Here is a 19,381-nt window from a genome sequence, read left to right on the forward strand (position 1 = left end):
ACGGCTCTAGCTTCTGCATGGGCCGCCGCGCCGATAAAATCAACTGCTATTGGCCGGAGGCAGCCGCGCCTTTTGTGGAAAACCAGGCGATCAGTTCGGCGGTATTTTTAAGCCCCAGATGCCGGATCAGCCGGTAGCGGTGGGTTTCGACGCTGCGCGGCGACAGACCCAACTCTGTGGCGATGGCTGCGTTTGTTTTGCCCTGCGCGATGAGGGTGACGATCTGGTTCTGTCGCGGTGTGAGTTCGTTTCGCTCAGGTTTTAGGGGGCGTGGCAGCGGGTCGAAGCAGTATATAGCCTCGGAAAACGGGTCGCTTTCGATCATGGAGCGACCGCGAACGTGGCACCAGAAGCGGGTGCCATCGCGTTTGCGCATGATGCGCTCATCGGTGTAGCTGCGCCCGCCCGAGAAGTTAATGCGCCAGAGAGCGCCGACGATCACGAAGTCCTCGACTTGTGGGTAAAGCACGTTGAAACTCTGATTTTTAAGCTCTTCCTTGTCGTAGCCGAACAGGTTTGCAAAGGCGGAATTGACCTCACGGATGATCCGGTGGGTCGCATAGACCATGGGAACGGGCAGTTGCTCGAGTCCGAAATGCCGGACAGGTATTTGTGACGCCATGACGTATAAATACGTCTTATTATGTCCGGTACGCAAGCGGTAAACTGCAAGTACAAAATCGGGACCGCGTGGAGGAATGGCGCATGGCGCAGAACGATGTCGTGATTGTGGGAGCGAAGCGCACCGCGATCGGTGTTCTCAATGGTAGCTTGTCGTCGGTCGAGGCGCACCAGCTTGGCGCGACTGCAATTGGTGCGGCACTGGGGAAGGCTGGCATCGCGCCGGCGCAGGTCGATGAAGTGATCATGGGGCAGGTGCTGGGTGCCGGCGCGGGCATGAACCCGGCCCGGCAGGCGGCGCGGGCGGCAGGAGTGCCCGATGCGGCGACGGCATTCGGCGTCAATCAGGTTTGCGGTTCGGGCTTGCGGGCCGTGGCGCTGGGTTTCCAGCAAATCGTGTGCGGAGACGCTCAAGTAATCGTCGCGGGTGGGCAGGAGTCGATGAGCCTTGCGCCGCATGTGGCACGGCTGCGGACCGGCAAGAAGCTGGGTGATGTCAGTTTTGTCGATACCGTCATGCGGGACGGACTTTCTGATGCCTTTTACGGCTATCCCATGGGCGTTACTGCGGAAAACATCGTGCGCCAATGCGGGCTGCGTCGCAGCGATCAGGATGATCTCGCATTGCGTTCGCAACAGCGCGCGTCGGTCGCGCAAAGGGAAGGCCGGTTTGTCGGCGAGATTGCGCCGGTGACAGTGGCAAGCCGCAAGGGCGATGTGATCGTCGAGCGGGATGAGTTTATCCGGCACGATACCGGCATCGAAAGCATGGCGAGGCTGCTTCCTGCCTTTGAGGAGGACGGCACGGTGACTGCCGGCAATTCCACCGGTATCAACGATGGGGCCGCAGCGCTTGTTCTTATGTCGGCGGATCTTGCTGGGAGAGAAGGTGCAAAGCCCTTGGCGCGGATCGTCTCCTGGGCGACAGCCGGGCTTGATCCGCAAGTCATGGGGCTCGGGCCTATCCCCGCCTCGCAAAAGGCTTTGGAAAAGGCCGGATGGGCGGCTGCGGAAGTCGATCTGTGGGAGGCCAATGAGGCTTTCGCCGCGCAGACTCTGGCTGTCGTCGATCAACTGGGGATCGACCCCGAAAAGGTCAATGTCAATGGTGGTGCCATTGCGTTGGGGCACCCTATCGGCGCTTCGGGGGCAAGAGTTCTGGTCACTCTGCTGCATGAAATGGCGCGACGGGATGTCCACAAGGGCGTTGCAACGCTTTGCATTGGTGGCGGCATGGGGATTGCCATGTGCGTGGAACGATAGTTTTCGGTTCAAGGCTGGCTGCAAAGACTTGAATCGAAAGCGGGGGAGGAGTGCTGTCTATGAACGAAATCTTGTGGACGCCGTCTGAGGCACGCAAGCGCGGGTCGTCGCTATGGGCCTTTGCGGAAAAAACCGTACATGAACATGGCGCGGCGCCCGACGATTATGCGGCGCTGCTCGAATGGTCGATCCGCGAACCGAACGCTTTTTACGACGCACTCTGGGATTTCCTCGGCATTGTGGGAGACAAGGGCGGGGCTGCATTCGTTGCCGGTGCCGGTTTGCGCGACGGGAGATTTTATCCCGGCGCGCGGCTCAATTATGCGGAAAATCTTCTCCAGAATCCCAATGACAGTCTGGCGGTTATCGCCCATCGCGACGACGGTACACGCCGCGAGATAACCCGCGCGTCGCTTTACGATCAGGTCTCGCGCATGGTGCAGGCTTTGCGTGCCGAAGGGGTTGGAGAAGGGGACCGGGTGGCGGCAATCGTCACCCATGACATTGAGGCGATCATCGGTTATCTGGCGACAGCGGCGATTGGCGCCATCTGGTCCTCGTGTTCGCCAGATTTCGGCCCGGAAGGCGCTTCGGACCGGCTGTGTCAGATCGAACCGAAAGTGCTGCTGGCCGTGCCCGGATATGGTTATGCGGGCAAGCGTATTGATGTGTCCGCGTCTATCCACGCGGTGGCGGAAGGGGCCGATCTCGCGCGGATCGTTCTGATCGGAGATGAGGTTCCCGAAGGCCTTAGCGCTCTGCCGTGCATAACGCTCAAGGATTGGCTGGCACCTTATAAGGCAGAAGAAATCGCGTTTAACCGGCTGCCTTTCGAGGCGCCGCTGGCGATCCTTTTTTCGTCCGGCACGACCGGCAAGCCCAAGTGCATCACCCATTCTGCGGCCGGCTTGTTGATCCAGCACAAGAAGGAGCTTGTGCTGCAATGCGATATAAAACCGGGCGACAAGTTCTTTTATTTCACCACATGCGGCTGGATGATGTGGAACTGGCAGGTCACTGGCCTGGCCACCGGCGCTACGCTTGTCACCTATGACGGCAATCCCTTTTGTCCCGAGGCCAGCCGTCTGGTCGATCTGATCGATAGTGAGGGCGTCGAGGTCTTTGGCACCAGCGCCAAGTACATCGATGCGTGTCTGAAAGCGGGGCTGAAGCCGCGCGAGAGCCATAGTCTCGAAACGCTCAAGCTGATCCTTTCGACCGGCTCGCCGCTCATCCCGGCAAGTTTCGACTATATCTATCGCGACTGGAAGGCCGATCTGCATCTGGCCTCGATTTCGGGCGGCACCGATATTTGCGCGTGTTTCCTGGGTGGCAATCCACTGTCGCCGGTGCGCCGGGGCGAGTTACAGGGCGCCATGCTGGGCATGGATCTCGATACGCTCGACGACGCGGGCAATCCGGTTTCCGGTCAGCCGGGCGAATTTGTCTGCCGCAACGCGCATCTTTCGATGCCGGTCATGTTCTGGGGCGATGCGGATGGCTCGCGCTATCGAGACGCTTATTTTACGCGCTTCCCCGGTGTCTGGGCGCATGGCGATTATGTCGAAAAGCGCCCGTCGGGCGGTTATGTCATTCATGGGCGATCCGATACGACGCTCAACCCCGGCGGCGTACGGATCGGCACCGCGGAAATCTATCGACAGGTGGAAACCATCGACCAGGTGGAAGAAGCGCTGGCCGTGGGACAGGAGATCGAAGGCGACCAACGTGTCATCCTGTTTGTCAAAATGCGCGAAGGGCACGCGCTGGATTCTGAACTTGAAAAAATCATCCGGCAGCGCATCCGCAGCGGTGCGACCCCTCGCCATGTTCCAGCAAAGATTGTTGCCGTGCCTGCCATCCCGCGCACACGCAACGGGAAGATTTCCGAGATCGCCGTCAAGGATGTGATCCATGGGCGGGTCGTGAAGAACACAACGGCGCTGGCCAATCCCGAAGCGCTGGACCACTATAGGAACCTGCCGCAATTGCGGGAGTAGGAGACAGATCATGGTGCGCGCGCTGACCTCAAATGGCACAACGCCACCCGCCATCGTCAAGGAGGCCATGGGGGCCTTCAACCTGCTGCGAGATTATTTCGAGGGCGCGATCATGGTCGATGCGCAGGCGCGCATCACCTGGATGGACGGGCGCTATCGACGGCTTTTGAAGCTTGCGGAAGGTTTCGATCCGGTTGGCCTTCCGGTCGAGCAGGTGCTGCCGCATTCGATGCTGCGCAGGGTTGTGGAAACCGGCCGGGCAAGTCTGCTCGACATCATGGAGATCGGAGAGCGCCAGCTTGTTGTCTGCCGGATTCCGCTAAAGGATGAAAGCGGCACGGTTCAGGGCGCCATCGGTTTTGTGTTTTATGACAATGTGGACTATCTCGCCCCGATCCTGAAAAAAGTGGAACAACTCCAGCGCCAACTCAGCAGGGCGCAGGCGGCGCTTGATCGCGAGCGGTCGACGAAATATTCGCTCGCCAATTTCGTGGGTGTCAGCGACAAGGTGACGGAATTGAAAAGCCAGATCCGTCGCTTTGCGCTGCGCGATGGGCCCGCCCTGATACTTGGGGAAACGGGCACCGGTAAGGAACTTCTGGCCCATGCGATCCATCAGGCGTCCGACCGGGCAGACGGCCCCTTCGTCGCCGTCAACATGGCAGCAATTCCCGAAGCGCTGCTGGAGTCCGAGTTCTTTGGCGTGGCGCCGGGCGCCTATACCGGCGCGGAAAAAAAAGCGCGCAAGGGCAAGTTCGAACTGGCGCATGGCGGCACGCTATTCCTCGACGAAATCGGCGATATGCCCTTGTCGATACAAGCGAAATTCCTGCGCGTCCTGCAGGAAGGTGAGATCGAGGCGCTGGGGTCGAACGCGCTGAAAAAGATCGATGTACGGATCATTGCGGCGACCTCACAGGACCTCGACCAACTCATGGCGGCCAAGCGCTTCCGGGCCGATCTGTATTACCGGGTTGCGGTGCTGACGGTGCAGGTGCCGCCCCTGCGCGAGCGGCTCGAAGATATGGCGGTGATTTGCGAGCGGCTGCTCCAAGATACGCCAAGGTCCGAAGATATGCGCGGCTGGATCATTGAGCCCGACGCGATCGGGCTTTTGCAGCGTCATGACTGGCCGGGCAATGTACGTGAATTGCGCAATGTGCTTGAACGGGCAGCAGCGATCGCACCCAGTGAAGTCCTTGATTTCGGTGTGATTTCACGCGCCATGCCGCAATTACTCGAACGCGGGCAGGTGCATCTCGTGCGTGGCGATCAAGGGGGACTGGCCGAAGTTAAGGACCGGGCCGAACGCGATGCCATTCTCGATGCGCTCAACCGCTCCAAGGGCCAGAAAGCGGCAGCAGCGCGGCTGCTCGGTGTTTCGCGCAGCCAGTTTTACGAAAAGCTCAAGCGACACGATCTGGCACTGTAGCGTCCGGTATTCCGTACATGTGTCCGTTCCGATTTCCGGACAAGCTTTGCTTCCTTGGCGCAAAGTCCGGCACGGTTTGAGCGGCGGAATCTTGGCTTAACGCCGGAATTCCGGGGAATTTCCTCAGCTCTCTAAAACTGGCACGCATCTTGAAATGATGTTCCCGAAAGCGGGGCATCAAAGTCCTCGTAAAACGACAAAAGGGTGGAGGAACGATGTCATCAGACGTCGAGCCAAAGGTCGTGCTCGTTACCGGCGCGACAAGCGGGATCGGTTTGGCCATTGCGAAGCGTTTCGCGCGGGCCGGACATCAATTGGTGATCAACGGGCTTGAAAGCGTTACGGACGCGCAGGCGGCGATTGCCGAGATTGCTGGCAACGGTCCGTGTCCGCCTTTTTATTTTGAAGCCGATCTTGCCGATGGCGCCGAGAGCTTTGCGCTGGCCAATGCCGCGATTGGAAAGTTCGGGCGTGTCGATGTTCTGGTCAATAATGCCGGCATTCAGAAGGTGGCGGCTGTCGAAGATCTTCCACCCCAGGATTGGGAGCGGATCATCGCTGTCAGCCTCGATAGTGCGTATCATACGATCCGTGCTGCACTGCCGGGGATGAAGGAGCGCGGCACGGGCCGTATCGTCAATATCGCTTCGGCGCATGGCCTGCGCGCCTCTCCCTATAAGTCCGCCTATGTCGCGACCAAGCATGCGGTTGTGGGGTTGACCAAGACCGTGGCGCTGGAAGTCGCGGAAATGGGCATCACGGTCAATGCGATTTGTCCGGGTTATGTGTGGACGCCGCTGGTTGCCGCTCAGGTCACCGACCAGGCGAAGGTGCATGGCATGAGCGAAGAGGATGTCATCCGCAAGGTGATGCTGGCGCCCCAGCCCACGAAAAAGTTTGTGCAGCCCGAGGAAGTGGCCGAACTTGCGCTTTATCTCGCGTCGGACATGGCACGCTCGATCACAGGGGCGGCGATCTCGATTGATGGAGGGTGGACGGCCAAATGAGCGATACAGACGTGATCTTGTCGGCCAAGGGCATGACAAAGCAATTTGCCGGGTTCATGGCGGTCAAGGATGTCAATCTCGACGTTAAGCGCGGCTCGATCCATGCAATGATTGGTCCGAACGGGGCGGGCAAGACAACCTGCTTTAATCTGCTAACCAAGTTTTTGCAGCCCACGGCGGGCTCGATCAGCTTCAACGGCAAGGATATTACCACCATGGCTGCGTCAGATATTGCGCGGCTTGGCATGGTGCGCTCGTTTCAGATTTCGGCGGTGTTTCCCAAGCTGACGGTGCTGGAAAATGTGCGCGTGGCGTTGCAGCGGCGGCGCGGTGGCAATTTCGACTTCTGGCGGTCCCAACGGGTGCTGAACCAGTTCGACGAGGAGGCGATGCGCCGGGTCGAGGAAGTCGGGCTTACCGATTTTGCGGGCGAGTTGGCGGGGGAATTGTCCTATGGTCGCAAGCGGGCGCTCGAATTTGCGACGACGCTGGCGCTCGAACCCGAACTGTTGCTGCTCGATGAGCCTATGGCGGGGATGGCGCAGGAGGATATCGAGCGGATTTCAGCGCTGATAAAGCGAATCTCGGCCAATCGCACGATCCTGATGGTCGAGCACAACCTTTCTGTTGTCGCCGACCTTTCCGACAAGATCACCGTTCTGGCGCGCGGGCAGGTTCTTGCCGAGGGTGATTACGAAACCGTCTCGAACGATCCGCGCGTAATCGAAGCCTATATCGGAGTTGGACATGGCTGAGGCTGCACCCAAACTGGATACGGCGCCGCTTCTGGCCGTACGCGATCTCGAAGGCTGGTACGGGGAAAGCCATGTGCTGCACGGCATCAATCTCGATGTGGCGCAAGGCGAAGTGGTAACGCTTCTGGGCCGCAATGGCGCTGGCAAAACGACAACGCTCAAGGCCATCATGGGGATTTTGGCCAAGCGCAAGGGGTCGGTGACGCTGAACGGGCGCGAGCTTATCGGATTGCCGAGCCGGGACATCGCCAGGGCGGGGATCGCGCTTTGCCCTGAGGAGCGGGCGATATTTTCCTCGCTCAGCGTTGAGGAAAACCTCATGCTGCCACCACGGGTCAAACCGGGCGGGCTGAGCGTTGAGCAGATTTTCGAGATGTTCCCGAACCTCAAGGAACGGCTTTCGAGCCAGGGAACCAAACTTTCAGGCGGCGAACAGCAGATGCTGGCCATCGGCCGCATTCTGCGCACTGGCGCTAATCTGCTGCTGCTCGATGAGCCCACCGAAGGGCTTGCGCCGGTGATCGTGCAGCAGATCGGTGCGACCATCGCCATGCTCAAGCAGCAGGGCTTCACCATCGTTCTGGTCGAACAGAACTTCCATTTCGCGGCTTCGGTTGCGGACCGGCATTATGTGATCGAGTTGGGCAAGGTGATCGACACGATCCCCAATGCCGAGCTGGAGGAAAATATCGAGAAATTGCACGCCTATCTGGGCGTGTAGGCCAAGAAATTCACGAAAGGGAGGAAACCAAAGTGAATATCGCTAAACCAATGCTGGCTCTGGTAACAGGGCTATTGATGACCAGCTCCGCGCTCGCCATCGACATTCGGATCGGTGTGCTTAACGACCGCTCGGGCATTTACGCCGATCTTTCGGGGGAAGGTTCGGTAATTGCGGCGCGCATGGCAATTGAGGATTTCGGTGCTGCCGACAAGGGCATCAATGTTGAAATCCTGTCCGCCGACCACCAGAACCGGCCCGATGTGGCGTCGACCATTGCGCGTCAATGGTACGATAACGACAACGTGGATGTGATCGCTGACGTGCCGACCTCTTCGGCAGCGATTGCCGTGCATGAAATCACGCGCGAGAAAAACAGGGTGTTCATTGTTTCAGGCGCTGCGTCCTCGGACCTTACTGGCACGATGTGTTCGCCCAATACCGCGCATTGGACCTATGACACCTGGGCGCTGGCCAATGGCACCGGCTCGGCCATGGTGCAGGAGGGATTCGATAGCTGGTATTTCCTGACCGCTGATTATGCGTTTGGTCATGCGCTCGAGGCCGATACCTCTGCGGTGGTCGAAGCATCCGGCGGCGAGGTTTTGGGCACTGTCCGTCATCCGTTCCCCGGCCAGGATTTCTCATCCTTCCTTTTGCAGGCGCAAGCATCGGGTGCCAAGGTGATCGGGCTGGCCAATGCCGGCGGTGATACCGTCAATGCTATCAAGCAGGCATCGGAATTCGGTATCACACAGGCTGGCCAGGCACTTGCCGGGTTGCTGATCTTCATTACCGATGTCGACGCATTGGGGCTCAACGATGCACAAGGTCTGGTCCTGACCGAAGCCTTCTATTGGGACCTCAACGATGAGACCCGCGAATGGTCGGAGCGTTTCGAGGCCCAGCGTGGCGCCAAACCTACAATGGTTCATGCCGGTGTCTATTCAGGCGTGCTGCACTATCTCAAGGCCGTCGAGCATGCCGGCTCGAAAGATGCTGAACTGGTGATGGCAGCCATGCGCGAATTGCCGATCGAAGATCCGGTCATGGGCGGTGGTGAGTTGCGGATAGACGGACGCAAGACCCACGACATGTACCTGTTCCGGGTCAAGTCGCCCGATGAATCGAGCGGTCCTTGGGATTATTACGAGCATCTTGCGACCATTCCCGCTGAAACCGCATTCCGTCCGCTTGAAGACGGCGGTTGCGAATTGGTGAACTGATCCTCCCGACCAAGCTGGGGATGCGCCACAGGATTACTGGCGCATCCCGCTTTTGCTGGAAACACATCAAAGGCGAAGGATAACGCCCATGTTTGAACTTCTCGGCATCGCGCCTCAAGCCCTGTTCGGGCAATTGCTGCTCGGGCTGATCAATGGCTCGTTTTATGCAATGCTCAGCCTTGGGCTGGCCGTCATTTTCGGGTTGCTCAACATCATTAATTTCACCCACGGCGCTCAATACATGATGGGTGCGTTCGTCGCCTGGATGCTGCTGACCTATTTCGGGCTGAGTTACTGGTGGGCGCTGGTGCTGGTGCCGGTTATCGTGGGGGCGTCGGGCATCGTGATCGAGCGTTTGATGATCTCACGGCTCTACCATCTCGATCACCTTTACGGTCTGCTTTTGACCTTCGGGCTGGCGCTGATCATTCAAGGGCTATTCCGCAACCAATATGGGGTTTCCGGGATGCCCTATTCGATCCCGCCCGAATTGCAGGGTGGTACCAATCTGGGTTTCATGTTCCTGCCCAATTACCGCGCATGGGTGGTGGTTGCCTCGGTTGTAGTGTGTTTCGGCACATGGTTCCTGATCGAAAAGACGCGGCTCGGCGCCTATTTACGTGCCGCAACGGAAAACCCGACCATGGTGGGGGCTTTCGGGATCAATGTTCCGCGGCTGATTACGTTGACCTATGGTTTTGGCGTTGGGCTGGCAGCCCTGGCAGGCGTGCTTGCCGCGCCAATTTATTCGGTCAATCCCAATATGGGCGCCGATCTTATCATCATCGTTTTCGCGGTCGTCGTTATCGGGGGCATGGGTTCGATCATGGGGGCAATCCTCACCGGGTTCGGGCTGGGGCTCGTGGAAGGGCTGGCGCGTGTCTTTTACCCTGAAGGGTCGGCTGTCGTGATCTTTGTCATCATGGCCATCGTGTTGCTTATCAAGCCCGCCGGGCTGTTCGGGAGGACCGCATAATGACGGATCAGACAATGAGCGGTGCGCCGGTGAACGAAAAAACGCGACAGCCGCTGCGGGTTCCTGTGCTGCATATGGGGATATTTGCGGCACTGTTGATCTTCTTTCTCGCTGCGCCGTTTTTCCTTTATCCAGTGTTCTTGATGAAGGTGCTGTGCTTTGCGCTTTTTGCCTGCGCCTTCAATCTGCTGCTCGGCTATGGTGGGCTTTTGAGTTTCGGCCATGCCGCCTTTTTTGGCGGGGCGAGTTATATTTCAGCCCATGCGGCCAAGATGTGGGGCTTCACCCCCGAACTTGCCGTTCTGCTCGGTACAGGGGCGGCGGCCGTTCTGGGTCTTGTAATCGGGTCGCTCGCGATCCGGCGACAGGGCATTTATTTCGCCATGGTCACGCTGGCCTTTGCGCAGATGGTGTTCTTCTTTTCCCTACAGGCGCCCTTTACCGGTGGCGAGGACGGCATTCAGGCCGTGCCGCGCAATCTGTTGTTCGGGCTGTTCGACATACGTCATGACCGGGCATTCTATTTCTTTGTGCTCGCGATCTGTTTCGGGGGCGTGCTGCTGATCTACCGGATCATCCACTCGCCATTCGGGCAGGTGCTCAAGGCGATCCGGGAAAACGAGCAGCGTTCGATTTCGCTGGGCTATCAGGTCAATCGCTACAAGCTCGCCGTGTTCGTGATTTCGGCAACGCTAGCGGGCACGGCAGGGGCGACCAAAGCGCTGGTTTTCCAGCTTGCCTCGCTGACAGACGTGCATTGGACCATGTCAGGCGAGGTCGTGCTAATGGCGTTGCTTGGCGGCATCCACACGATATTCGGCCCGATTGCGGGTGCGGCGCTCATCGTCGCCATGCAGAACTATTTCGCGGGCTTTGGCGCCTGGGTAACGGTGCTGCAAGGGGCGATCTTTGTGATTGCGGTGCTGCTGTTCCGCGAGGGTATTGTCGGGGTGATCGGCAAGTGGCTTAAAAAGCCGCTGTAGCGAAAAACGGTGAGCCGCGAATGTCAGACCTGCGGCTCCAAAACTTCTCGGGCCAGCGCGCGCCCCTTTTCGGTGAGGGTCAGTACGGCTCCGTCGCGGGTGATCAGCCCCCGATCGAGACTGTCGATCAGCACCTGCCGGGCGCGCGTTTCACTCCAGCGTAAATGATCGCGCAGGGCGGCGGCGGCGTTTTCCGCCTCGCGAGCGGTTTCGCCCTCGTGGTTGTAAAGATGGACGGTGAGCGTGCGGCACGCATTGGCGCGGTGTAGCGAGCGGCGGCGGACCATTTGCGCGACAAGGCCGTAACGGGGACCGGCCAGAAAGGCAGCGATGAGCGCGGCGCCGGTCATCAGCGCCATCATGGCCGAGATCGAGACGTTGAAATGGACCGCTAGCCAATAGCCCGAAATCGCCGCTCCTATAGAAATTGCCGCGCCGATTGCCAGCATGAGCGATAGCCTGTCTGTGAGCAGGTAGGCGGCAGAGGGGGGCACGATGACAAAGGCGATAAACAGGATGGCGCCGACAGAATCGAAGGCTGCAACGGCCGTGGCGCTGGTGAGAATGAGCAGGCCGTAAAAGACAAGGCCCGGCGCCAGCCCGAGCGCGGTGGCAAGTGCCGGGTCGAAGGTTGCGAGCTTGAGTTCCTTATAAAACAGCAGAACGAAGCCGAGATTGACAGCCGTTATGACGCTCATCCAAAGCACGGCTTCGGGCAGGCGGTAGCCCAGTAGCGTAATCGTATCGAGCCAGACGAAACCGATTTCGCCCAGAAGCACAGTATGCTCGTCGATATGAACATCGCGTGCGTAAAGGTTGATCAGCAGCACGCCGATGGAAAACAGCACCGGAAAGACAAGTCCGATGGCGGCGTCGGTCTTGACCCGTTTGGTGCTGGCCAGCGCTTCAGTGAGAAAGACGGTCAGCACACCGGTGAGCGCCGCACCGATGATCTGAACGGGCCCGGCGGTTTGCCGGGTGATGAGCCAGACGATGATGATGCCAAAGACGATGGAATGGCTGATGGCATCGGACAGCATCGAGGTGCCGCGCAGGACGAGAAAGGTGCCGACCAGCGATGCCGCGATGCCGACAAGCGCGCCGGTGGTCATGATCATCAGGCCCGGATCGTTGAAAAAGGACTGGATCATGGCGTGTCGTCCCGGTGGCCCAGAAGGGCCTCGGCTTCGGCAATGCCTTGGTCGGTCAGTACCCAATGGGGTGTCTGTTCGGGCATGTGGCAGACCTGGGCGATGAGCCCGCGTTGGTGCAGGCGGTTGAGCACAGGGCGGGTTTCAAGCCCGTAATAGGCATCGACCATAGCCTGTTCGGCCGGATAGGCGGGGTCCTTGTGCTCGGCAGCGAGGCGATACAGCGTTGTCAGCACGCGGCGTCCGCGCAGCGCGCGCTTGTCTTCAAGGCGTTTGAGGCCGGACCAGACCAGCCCGCGGCCCGGAGCGAAAAGCAGCGAGACGATGACGATTGCCGAGGCGGCAAGGATAATCAGTGGGCCGGTGGACAGCCCGCGCGCGGTGGCGCTGACGAGGGCGCCGAAAAGGCCCGATACCATGCCGAAAATTGCGGCGAGCGCCACCATCACATCGAGCCGGTTGCTCCATTGGCGCGCCGCGACTGCGGGCGCCACAACCATGGCGGCCATGAGCACCACGCCCACCATTTGCAAGCCCACGACAACGGCCAGCGCGATCATCAGGGTCAGCGCGATATCGAGCGCCAGTACCGGCAGGCCGAGCGTTGCAGCAAAAACCGGATCGAACGTGACGAGTTTGAACTCCTTCCAGAACAGCGCAACGAGCGCGAGTGCGATGGCCGTTATTGTGCCCATGACCCAGAGGTCGGAACGCAGGATGGCGGCGGCCTGGCCGAACAGGAAGGATTCCAGCCCGCCTTGCGCAGCCCCGCCGGTGGCCTGGATATGGGTGAGAAAGACAATGCCAAGGGCGAAGAACAGGGAAAGGGCAATGCCCAAGCCGGCATCGGTCTTGAGTCGTGTTGTGCGGGTGAGCAGCACCATAAAGAGCGCTGCCAGCGCGCCGGTGACGAGCGCACCGGCGAGAATGGCGCCAAGGTTGCGCGAGCCTGCGATCAGAAAGCCAAGGCAAATGCCGGGTAGGGCGGCGTGTGAAAGCGTGTCACCGAGAAGGCTTTGCTTGCGCAAAACGGCAAAGGAGCCGAGCACGCCAGAGATCAGCCCCAGGAGCATGGCGCCAATGATCACATTCTGAATGGTGAAATCGGACAGGAGCGCAAGCATGGCCACTTACGATGCCGAAGGGGTGGCATTGAGGAAATTGTCGCGATCGAGCAGCGCGATCTGTCCGCCATAGGCGCGGCGCAGATTTTCGGGCGTATAGGTTTGGCTCACCGGTCCTTGCGCGATCACACGGACATTGAGGATCACCAGCCAGTCGAAATAGGTGCTGACCGTGTGCAGGTCGTGGTGGACGACGATTACGGTCTTGCCGGCATCGCGCAGGGCGTGAAGGATTTTGACGATGGCGCGTTCGGTTGTGGCATCGACCCCGGCCATGGGCTCATCGAGAAAATAGAGATCGGCATCCTGCACCAGTGCGCGGGCCAGAAAAACCCGCTGCTGCTGTCCGCCGGAAAGCTGACTGATCTGGCGGGTGGCAAAATCAGCCATGCCGACTTGTTCCAGCGCAGCACGGGCGCGGGCATGTTCGGATTTTCCGGGGCGTTTGATCCAGCCCAGTTGGCCATAAAGACCCATGGTCACGACATCGAGCGCGGTGGTGGGAAAATCCCAATCCACGCTGGAGCGCTGGGGCACATAGCCGACCTTGCGGCGCTGGACTTTATAGGGGCGCCCGAACATCGTGATATGGCCGGCGGTGGGTTTGACCAGCCCGAGCACGGATTTGATCAGGGTGGATTTTCCGGCGCCATTGGGGCCGACAATGGCCGCCATGACGCCGGGTGGGATGTCGAAATCGATATCCCATAGCACGGGCCGGGATTGATAGGAGACCGTCAAATCTTCAACGTGAAGCGCCAGTCCCGGCTCGTGCAAATCGTTTTTCATCGGGCGGTTTCGATATCCCAGTGTTGCGCCCAGTCGGCAAGCGGAGCGGGCAGGGGAGCTAGAGTGCCGCCGAGTGCGCCCGCGATATTGGCGACATTGGCGTAAATCATGCCAATATAGGTGCCATCGGGCGTGCCGTCATCGCCCATCGCATCGGCATAGAGCTCGGCTCCGATGATAACGGCATGACCCTGCTGACCGGCGGCTTCAATTACCGCTTCGATCGTGCGGGGGTTGATCGTGGATTCGATGAAGACGGCGGGGATTTCGCGCTCAACCAGCAGCGCGGCGGTTTCGCGAATATCGGCGATCCCGGCTTCGGACTGGGTTGAAATGCCCTGGATGCCCTCGACCTCGATGTCATAGGCGCGGCCGAAATAGGCAAAGGCGTCATGGGCCGTCACAAGGATGCGCTGATCGTCCGGGATCGAAGCGATAGTTTGGGCTGCCCATTGGTCGAGCGCTTCAAGCTGGGCGGCATAGGTCGTGGCGTTGGCTTCGATCTCTGACGCGCAATCGGGAGCCTGTTCGGAGAGCGTTTGGGCAAGTACGGGTACAATATTGATCCAAAGGCCAGGATCCATCCAAAGATGCGGGTCGATGCCGTAAAGATCGTCGGCTGCTATGAGTTCCGATGTCGGCACGGAGGCGGAAGCTACCGCCAGGGTTGGGACGGTTTCGCCAAAGCGCTCCAGCACGTCACCTAGCTGGCCTTCAAGGCCAAAGCCCGAATAAAGGATCAGCTCGGCGGACGAGAGTGTCTGCACATCGCGGGCGGTGGCCTGATAGAGATGCGGGTCGATGCCCGGACCCATAAGGGTTGCGACACTGACACAAGTGCCGCCGATTTCGCTTACGACGTCGCCGATCATGCCGATGGTGGCAACCACATTGAGGGGGGCGGATTGGGCAAGTGTGGCCGGTGCTGCGGTCGTGACGGCCAGCGCGGCGAGAACGCCAGCGAGTCGTGGGGCGAACGTCCGGGGCGATGTGGCGGGCTGTGGTGTCATATCCATTCCTTTGCAATGCGGGAGAAGCTGTATCAGTTCATTTTGAATATGACAATCATTCGCAATGTGTCAATTGCAATTAGGAATTATTCGCAAGTGTGAAGGGCTGAGGATGAGTGTGAGTGAGCAGGCGGGTAGTGGGGGGCTGGGCGCAGGCGGATAGTGTGCGGGTAATAGGTGCAGGAGTGTAGGTTTAGGTTTAGCTGTAGCTGTGCAGATGCTGGCGGTGAGGTGGACGGAAAGAAGCAATTCGAGGCAGAAGGGCACGCACGTTTCCGGTCGCAGCCGATAGAGAAATAGACGCGAGTCGTGGGCAAATTCACACGCCACTGGTTGGATTTTGGCCGTCCTTCACTTGGTTGAGTAAACGTGGTTACTTCACGCCACGCACGACACGGCGAGGCCTGGATGCTTAGAAAGCAATATCACTTCCGAACGATTGGGGGCGATCTCCATGCCTGGGACATTCATCGACTGATCCGGATGTCCAAGGCACTCACGCCATCGCTTGTCTCCATCGCGGAAATTTCCGAACTGGATGAGAACTGGTGGTACGACAATCCAGACAAACTGCCGACCCCGCGCGCGCTGGCCGATCATATGGCTCTGGTCCAGCAGGCGGATCTGACCTACCCGATCCTGCTGCGCGCGGATGGCCGACTGATGGATGGAATGCACCGCCTCGTAAAAGTGCTACTGGAGCAGCGCTCACACGTTCAGGCGGTGAGATTCCCGGTTACACCGGCACCAGACTACATCAATGTTTCTGCCGATGACCTGCCTTATCCCGATGAAGACGTATAGGGCGACCCAACTGGCAAGCCTGCGGTTCTGACCGATCACTTTGAGGCAGGCGAGGGATTGCGGGTTGTGGCATTGAACCAGCGCAAGCGGACTTTTGCCGACCTATTTTGCTTTTCAGCGCGAGATGCACCCGCTATCAGAATGTCATGCTTATTCGCCCTGCCACATCCGCCGATGCTCATGCCGTCTGGTCTGTCATGGAGCCCACCATCAGAGCGGGAGAGACCTATGCTCTCGATCGGGGATTGAGCCAGGCGGAGGCTCTTGCCTACTGGCTGGCGTCTGACAACGAGGTTTTCGTTGCCGAGGAAGAGGGAGCCCTCCTTGGAACATATTACATCCGACCCAACCAGCGCGGCGGCGGGCAGCATGTGTGCAATTGTGGATACATGACCGCACCTGAAGCGACCGGACGAGGGATCGCGAGACGCATGTGCGAACACTCATTGGTCTATGCGCGCTCGCGCGGGTACAGATCAATGCAGTTTAATTTTGTGGTGAGCACCAACCAGCGCGCAGTGGCGCTATGGCAGAAGATGGGTTTTGAGATCGTAGGGCGATTGCCCCTCGCGTTCAGCCACCCGACCCACGGCTATGTTGACGCCCTGGTGATGTATCAAACGCTTTAGACTGACATACGATGAGCGTATCTTGCGTTCGCTGCGACGCATGAAATGCTGATCCCTGATGAACTGGCCGTAAGAACCACCTCCAGGCGATTGCCTCTGAACGGCAGAAAAGGGGTGGGAAGGGGACTGTCGGCTTCTGGCTGATAGGGGATGGAAGCAGACTTCCATTGTCGCAAGCGTCTGTACCGCAAGACGGGTTTATGCACCTGACTTTTGCGACGGAAATTTCCCTGAAAATTCAGCGCTGGCGATTTTGTCGCACAGCTTAGGATTTTCGCCACGAGGCAGAGGCATTCAGGATGATTGGCTGGCCAGCGGTGCAAACCGCCCCGCTGGCCAATGCCTATTCGTCAGAACAGGTTGCGACCGTCGCTCCTCGGGTCGCTGTCCACCTGATGAGGGGCGTAAAAATCGGCGCGAGCCTTTCGCCGCCACGGCCGTGCAAGATTTCCCCGATCAATGGTGATGTCCGCTACAGCAATAGCGGCTGCGTCACCTGCCGGGCATCGCGCCGCCCATTGACCATCGGGAGCAGCAATTCCCGAAGGGACGACCAAACTCTGCGGCGTGTGGGCCGAATAGCTAACCCAAAACGTGTTGCTTGCAGCGTGCCCCAATACCTCTGCTGCGAAAGCTGGCGCGGCGGAAGGCATCTCGCCTGTAGTCGAGAACAAGATGCAATCCGCCTCAAGCCGCTCATACTCGGAAAATATTTCTGGATAGTGCGTCTCCATGCCCGCTGCGCAGCCGAAACAGACGCCATCAATATCAAATGTCACCGGAGCTTTTCCCGGCGAATACATGAAGGAGATTTTCGTGTTCGATAGCATCCGCTCATCGTAGCGGGTTACCAGCTCCCCCCGATCAGAGATGACATATAGGCTGTTGTGCGGGCGATGCGGCGGGGTGAGTTGATGGACCGAGCCCAACACCGTCCATAGCTTAAGCTCCTTCGCCAGCTTGCTGGTCGCGTCCAACTCCTCACGAAGAATGGCCCATTCGAACCGAGCCCAGTCAGAAGGGCCGATTTCTCTAGGTCCATTCTCGGACATAACCCGCTTGTTGGGAGAGCAAGTTGCTCCCTCGGGGAAATGTATAAGTCGCGTACCGGCCTTATGGGCGTCACGCATCAGGCCACGCATTTCCATTCCGCTGGCACGGAGCCCGGAAATATCGCGAGGATCGTTGAAGAACGACGTTTGGGCGACAGCCAAGCGCACCGATTTGGTGTCGGAGTGATCGGGCGATGCTTGTCGAATATGTCTGAGAGCCGCGGTGTAAGACTCGCCTGTTTTTGCTGCGCGAGCACGGACACGGCGTTTGAGATTTCCGTTTTGCGTCATTGTCAGGGCCTTTCACGTTCCGGCCGTGAGTTCCCCAGCAACCCCGCCCGAAACGATCGGACCAAGACAGCGACCCGAGACAGAAGTCCCTTTGCCTCCGATTAAGACCATGCTGGGGAAGGTCTTGCGAGGTTAGGCGCAGGCCACGCCATATTTAGAATGTCGGTCCAATGCCGATTCGTCAATCTCCCGCGAAATCCCCGAAACCTGCGACATGTATTGGTGTCGTATCATGTCCGGTTTGTGATGCCTCGATCACGCCAATGAACGACCGCAATGGCGTCGGATGCTGTTGGAACGAAGACCATGGTTTCCGCATGGCCTATTTTGCGATCCGGCGTCTTGCGGGTGCCATAAGGTTGGGCTGAGAAGCACGAGAACCGCCAGGATTTCCAGTCGGCCCGCGCACATCGAAAGTTATCACCCATGTGGCAGACGGATCGAACGCAGAAAAATTGCCTGCACGACCGGTCATATCGCCAGCAGGCGATGCCGTGAGGTTGAGACCGGCAGGGAAAATGCAGATGATGTGCGGGCGTGGCGTTTGTGGGCAAGTCCCTGAGCCAGCCATTATAGGTTTGCGGCCCGAAGCAATTGTGTCGCCGTAAGCATTGCCCCTTACCGCTCACGTCCGCTTTGATTAAAGTCAAACTTGGAGGGTGCTTCAATTTGATCAAGGGATGTGCGACGATTTCGAGGATCGCCGTAGGGGACGGTGGGGCGTATAGTGCACTCCACAGGTTTAAAGGCGCAAATATGAGCCGGAACGATATTCACAATTCTGACGTGCCGATACTGTGCCGCAGTTGCGAAGTGCGGCATCAGGGCATGTGCGGTGCGCTCGACCAGCATCATCTGCTGGAGCTTTCCCGATATACTCAGACAGTGCGCTATGAGGCCGGGGCCGAACTGATCGCTGACGACAGCGAGATCACAAGCTATGCCAACGTGATGCGCGGGGTGGTCAAGCTGTCCAAAATGCTCGAGGACGGACGCCAGCAGGTCGTGGGTCTGCAGTTTGCGCCCGATTTTCTGGGACGGTTGTTTGGGCGACAGAATACGCTTGAGGCCGAAGCGGCTTCGCCGGTGGAATTGTGCAAGATCCCGAAATCGGCGCTTGAAAAGCTGGTCAAGGCGCATCCTGAGCTTGAGCACAGGCTGATGGAGCAAACATTGCGCGAACTCGATGAGGCGCGCGAGTGGATGGTGACGCTGGGGCGCAAGACCGCTTCGGAAAAGGTCGCGACTTTCCTGCTGCTGATCGCAACCCATATCGATCCGGTTGCCAATGAACGGCAAGAGGAACGGGGCGAACGCAGCATGAAATTCGACCTGCCGCTCAGCCGGGCCGATATTGCCGACTTTCTGGGGCTGACCATTGAAACAGTCTCCCGGCAATTGACCAAATTGCGCAAGGATGGGGTGATCGAGATCGTCAATAACCGACAGGTCACGGTGCCCGATCTTGGACGGCTAAAGGTCCGCTGCGGATAGCGTGGCTTGCACTCTCGGGTGACTGTTATTACATTGGTGGTAACAATTTGGAG

Annotated in this window: 18 protein-coding genes; 12 read left to right on the forward strand and 6 right to left on the reverse strand. The window is 58.9% G+C overall.

All coding sequences use genetic code 11. The features are described from left to right. Positions 1–46 precede the first annotated feature (46 nt). A complete protein-coding gene (locus tag EO133_RS11130) occupies positions 47–622 on the reverse strand; it encodes a LuxR C-terminal-related transcriptional regulator (RefSeq protein WP_127072714.1) in 576 nt (191 codons plus the stop codon). Positions 623–705: 83 nt separating this feature from the next. Here EO133_RS11130 and EO133_RS11135 point away from each other — a divergent pair, with 83 nt between their 5' ends. The 9 genes from EO133_RS11135 (at position 706) to EO133_RS11175 (ending at position 10,984) form a co-directional block, all read left to right on the forward strand. Further along, a complete protein-coding gene (locus EO133_RS11135; protein ID WP_127072715.1) occupies positions 706–1,884 on the forward strand; it encodes an acetyl-CoA C-acetyltransferase in 1,179 nt (392 codons plus the stop codon). A gap of 59 nt (positions 1,885–1,943) precedes the next feature. Beyond that, on the forward strand, positions 1,944–3,884 hold the full coding sequence (locus EO133_RS11140; RefSeq protein WP_127072716.1) for an acetoacetate--CoA ligase: 1,941 nt from the start codon (positions 1,944–1,946) through the stop codon (positions 3,882–3,884). Between the two features lie 10 nt (positions 3,885–3,894). Continuing rightward, a complete protein-coding gene (locus tag EO133_RS11145) occupies positions 3,895–5,316 on the forward strand; it encodes a sigma-54 interaction domain-containing protein (RefSeq protein ID WP_127072717.1) in 1,422 nt (473 codons plus the stop codon). 215 nt (positions 5,317–5,531) lie between these two features. Further along, complete coding sequence (locus EO133_RS11150; RefSeq protein WP_127072718.1) at positions 5,532–6,323, forward strand: 3-hydroxybutyrate dehydrogenase; 792 nt, start codon at positions 5,532–5,534, stop codon at positions 6,321–6,323. Beyond that, positions 6,320–7,078, forward strand: a complete 759-nt coding sequence (locus EO133_RS11155) for an ABC transporter ATP-binding protein (RefSeq protein ID WP_127072719.1) — start codon at positions 6,320–6,322, stop codon at positions 7,076–7,078. Before EO133_RS11150 ends, EO133_RS11155 begins: the two co-directional genes overlap by 4 nt. Next, positions 7,071–7,799: an ABC transporter ATP-binding protein gene (locus tag EO133_RS11160; RefSeq protein ID WP_127072720.1), complete on the forward strand. Its 729-nt coding sequence runs from the start codon at positions 7,071–7,073 to the stop codon at positions 7,797–7,799. Before EO133_RS11155 ends, EO133_RS11160 begins: the two co-directional genes overlap by 8 nt. Positions 7,800–7,849: 50 nt before the next feature. Continuing rightward, the gene (locus EO133_RS11165) at positions 7,850–9,025 is read left to right on the forward strand and encodes an ABC transporter substrate-binding protein (RefSeq protein ID WP_127072936.1); all 1,176 of its coding nucleotides are present in this window, start codon (positions 7,850–7,852) and stop codon (positions 9,023–9,025) included. An 88-nt stretch (positions 9,026–9,113) separates the two neighbouring features. After that, positions 9,114–10,001 carry a branched-chain amino acid ABC transporter permease gene (locus EO133_RS11170; RefSeq protein WP_127072721.1) on the forward strand — a complete coding sequence of 296 codons (888 nt, stop codon included), beginning with the start codon at positions 9,114–9,116 and terminating at the stop codon, positions 9,999–10,001. A gap of 14 nt (positions 10,002–10,015) precedes the next feature. Continuing rightward, the gene (locus EO133_RS11175) at positions 10,016–10,984 is read left to right on the forward strand and encodes a branched-chain amino acid ABC transporter permease (RefSeq protein WP_127072937.1); all 969 of its coding nucleotides are present in this window, start codon (positions 10,016–10,018) and stop codon (positions 10,982–10,984) included. A gap of 23 nt (positions 10,985–11,007) precedes the next feature. Here the strand turns inward: EO133_RS11175 and EO133_RS11180 are convergent, their stop codons facing one another. From EO133_RS11180 to EO133_RS11195, 4 genes are read right to left on the reverse strand one after another with little or no spacing between them, the layout of a single operon-like run. Continuing rightward, positions 11,008–12,135 (reverse strand): metal ABC transporter permease, encoded by a 1,128-nt coding sequence (locus tag EO133_RS11180; protein WP_127072722.1) that lies wholly within the window; start codon positions 12,133–12,135, stop codon positions 11,008–11,010. After that, entirely contained in the window at positions 12,132–13,259 is a 1,128-nt protein-coding gene (locus tag EO133_RS11185; protein ID WP_127072723.1) for a metal ABC transporter permease, read from the reverse strand. Before EO133_RS11185 ends, EO133_RS11180 begins: the two co-directional genes overlap by 4 nt. Before the next feature lie 6 nt (positions 13,260–13,265). Further along, positions 13,266–14,048: a metal ABC transporter ATP-binding protein gene (locus tag EO133_RS11190; protein ID WP_127072724.1), complete on the reverse strand. Its 783-nt coding sequence runs from the start codon at positions 14,046–14,048 to the stop codon at positions 13,266–13,268. Beyond that, on the reverse strand, positions 14,045–15,058 hold the full coding sequence (locus EO133_RS11195; RefSeq protein WP_127072725.1) for a metal ABC transporter solute-binding protein, Zn/Mn family: 1,014 nt from the start codon (positions 15,056–15,058) through the stop codon (positions 14,045–14,047). Before EO133_RS11195 ends, EO133_RS11190 begins: the two co-directional genes overlap by 4 nt. Positions 15,059–15,466: 408 nt before the next feature. On the opposite strand from EO133_RS11195, the gene EO133_RS11200 reads away from it, so the two are divergent. Both EO133_RS11200 and EO133_RS11205 read left to right on the forward strand, forming a co-directional pair. Next, complete coding sequence (locus tag EO133_RS11200; RefSeq protein WP_127072726.1) at positions 15,467–15,862, forward strand: hypothetical protein; 396 nt, start codon at positions 15,467–15,469, stop codon at positions 15,860–15,862. A 146-nt stretch (positions 15,863–16,008) separates the two neighbouring features. Then, positions 16,009–16,491 carry a GNAT family N-acetyltransferase gene (locus EO133_RS11205; RefSeq protein ID WP_127072727.1) on the forward strand — a complete coding sequence of 161 codons (483 nt, stop codon included), beginning with the start codon at positions 16,009–16,011 and terminating at the stop codon, positions 16,489–16,491. 350 nt (positions 16,492–16,841) lie between these two features. Here the strand turns inward: EO133_RS11205 and EO133_RS11210 are convergent, their stop codons facing one another. Further along, entirely contained in the window at positions 16,842–17,834 is a 993-nt protein-coding gene (locus EO133_RS11210) for a carbon-nitrogen hydrolase family protein (RefSeq protein ID WP_127072728.1), read from the reverse strand. A gap of 756 nt (positions 17,835–18,590) precedes the next feature. Between EO133_RS11210 and EO133_RS11215 the strand changes: the two genes are divergently transcribed. After that, positions 18,591–19,328 carry a Crp/Fnr family transcriptional regulator gene (locus EO133_RS11215; RefSeq protein WP_127072729.1) on the forward strand — a complete coding sequence of 246 codons (738 nt, stop codon included), beginning with the start codon at positions 18,591–18,593 and terminating at the stop codon, positions 19,326–19,328. The last annotated feature ends 53 nt before the right edge of the window (positions 19,329–19,381 follow it).

It is taken from the genome of Pelagibacterium lentulum, assembly GCF_003992625.1.
Taxonomy (GTDB): Bacteria; Pseudomonadota; Alphaproteobacteria; order Rhizobiales; family Devosiaceae; genus Pelagibacterium; species Pelagibacterium lentulum.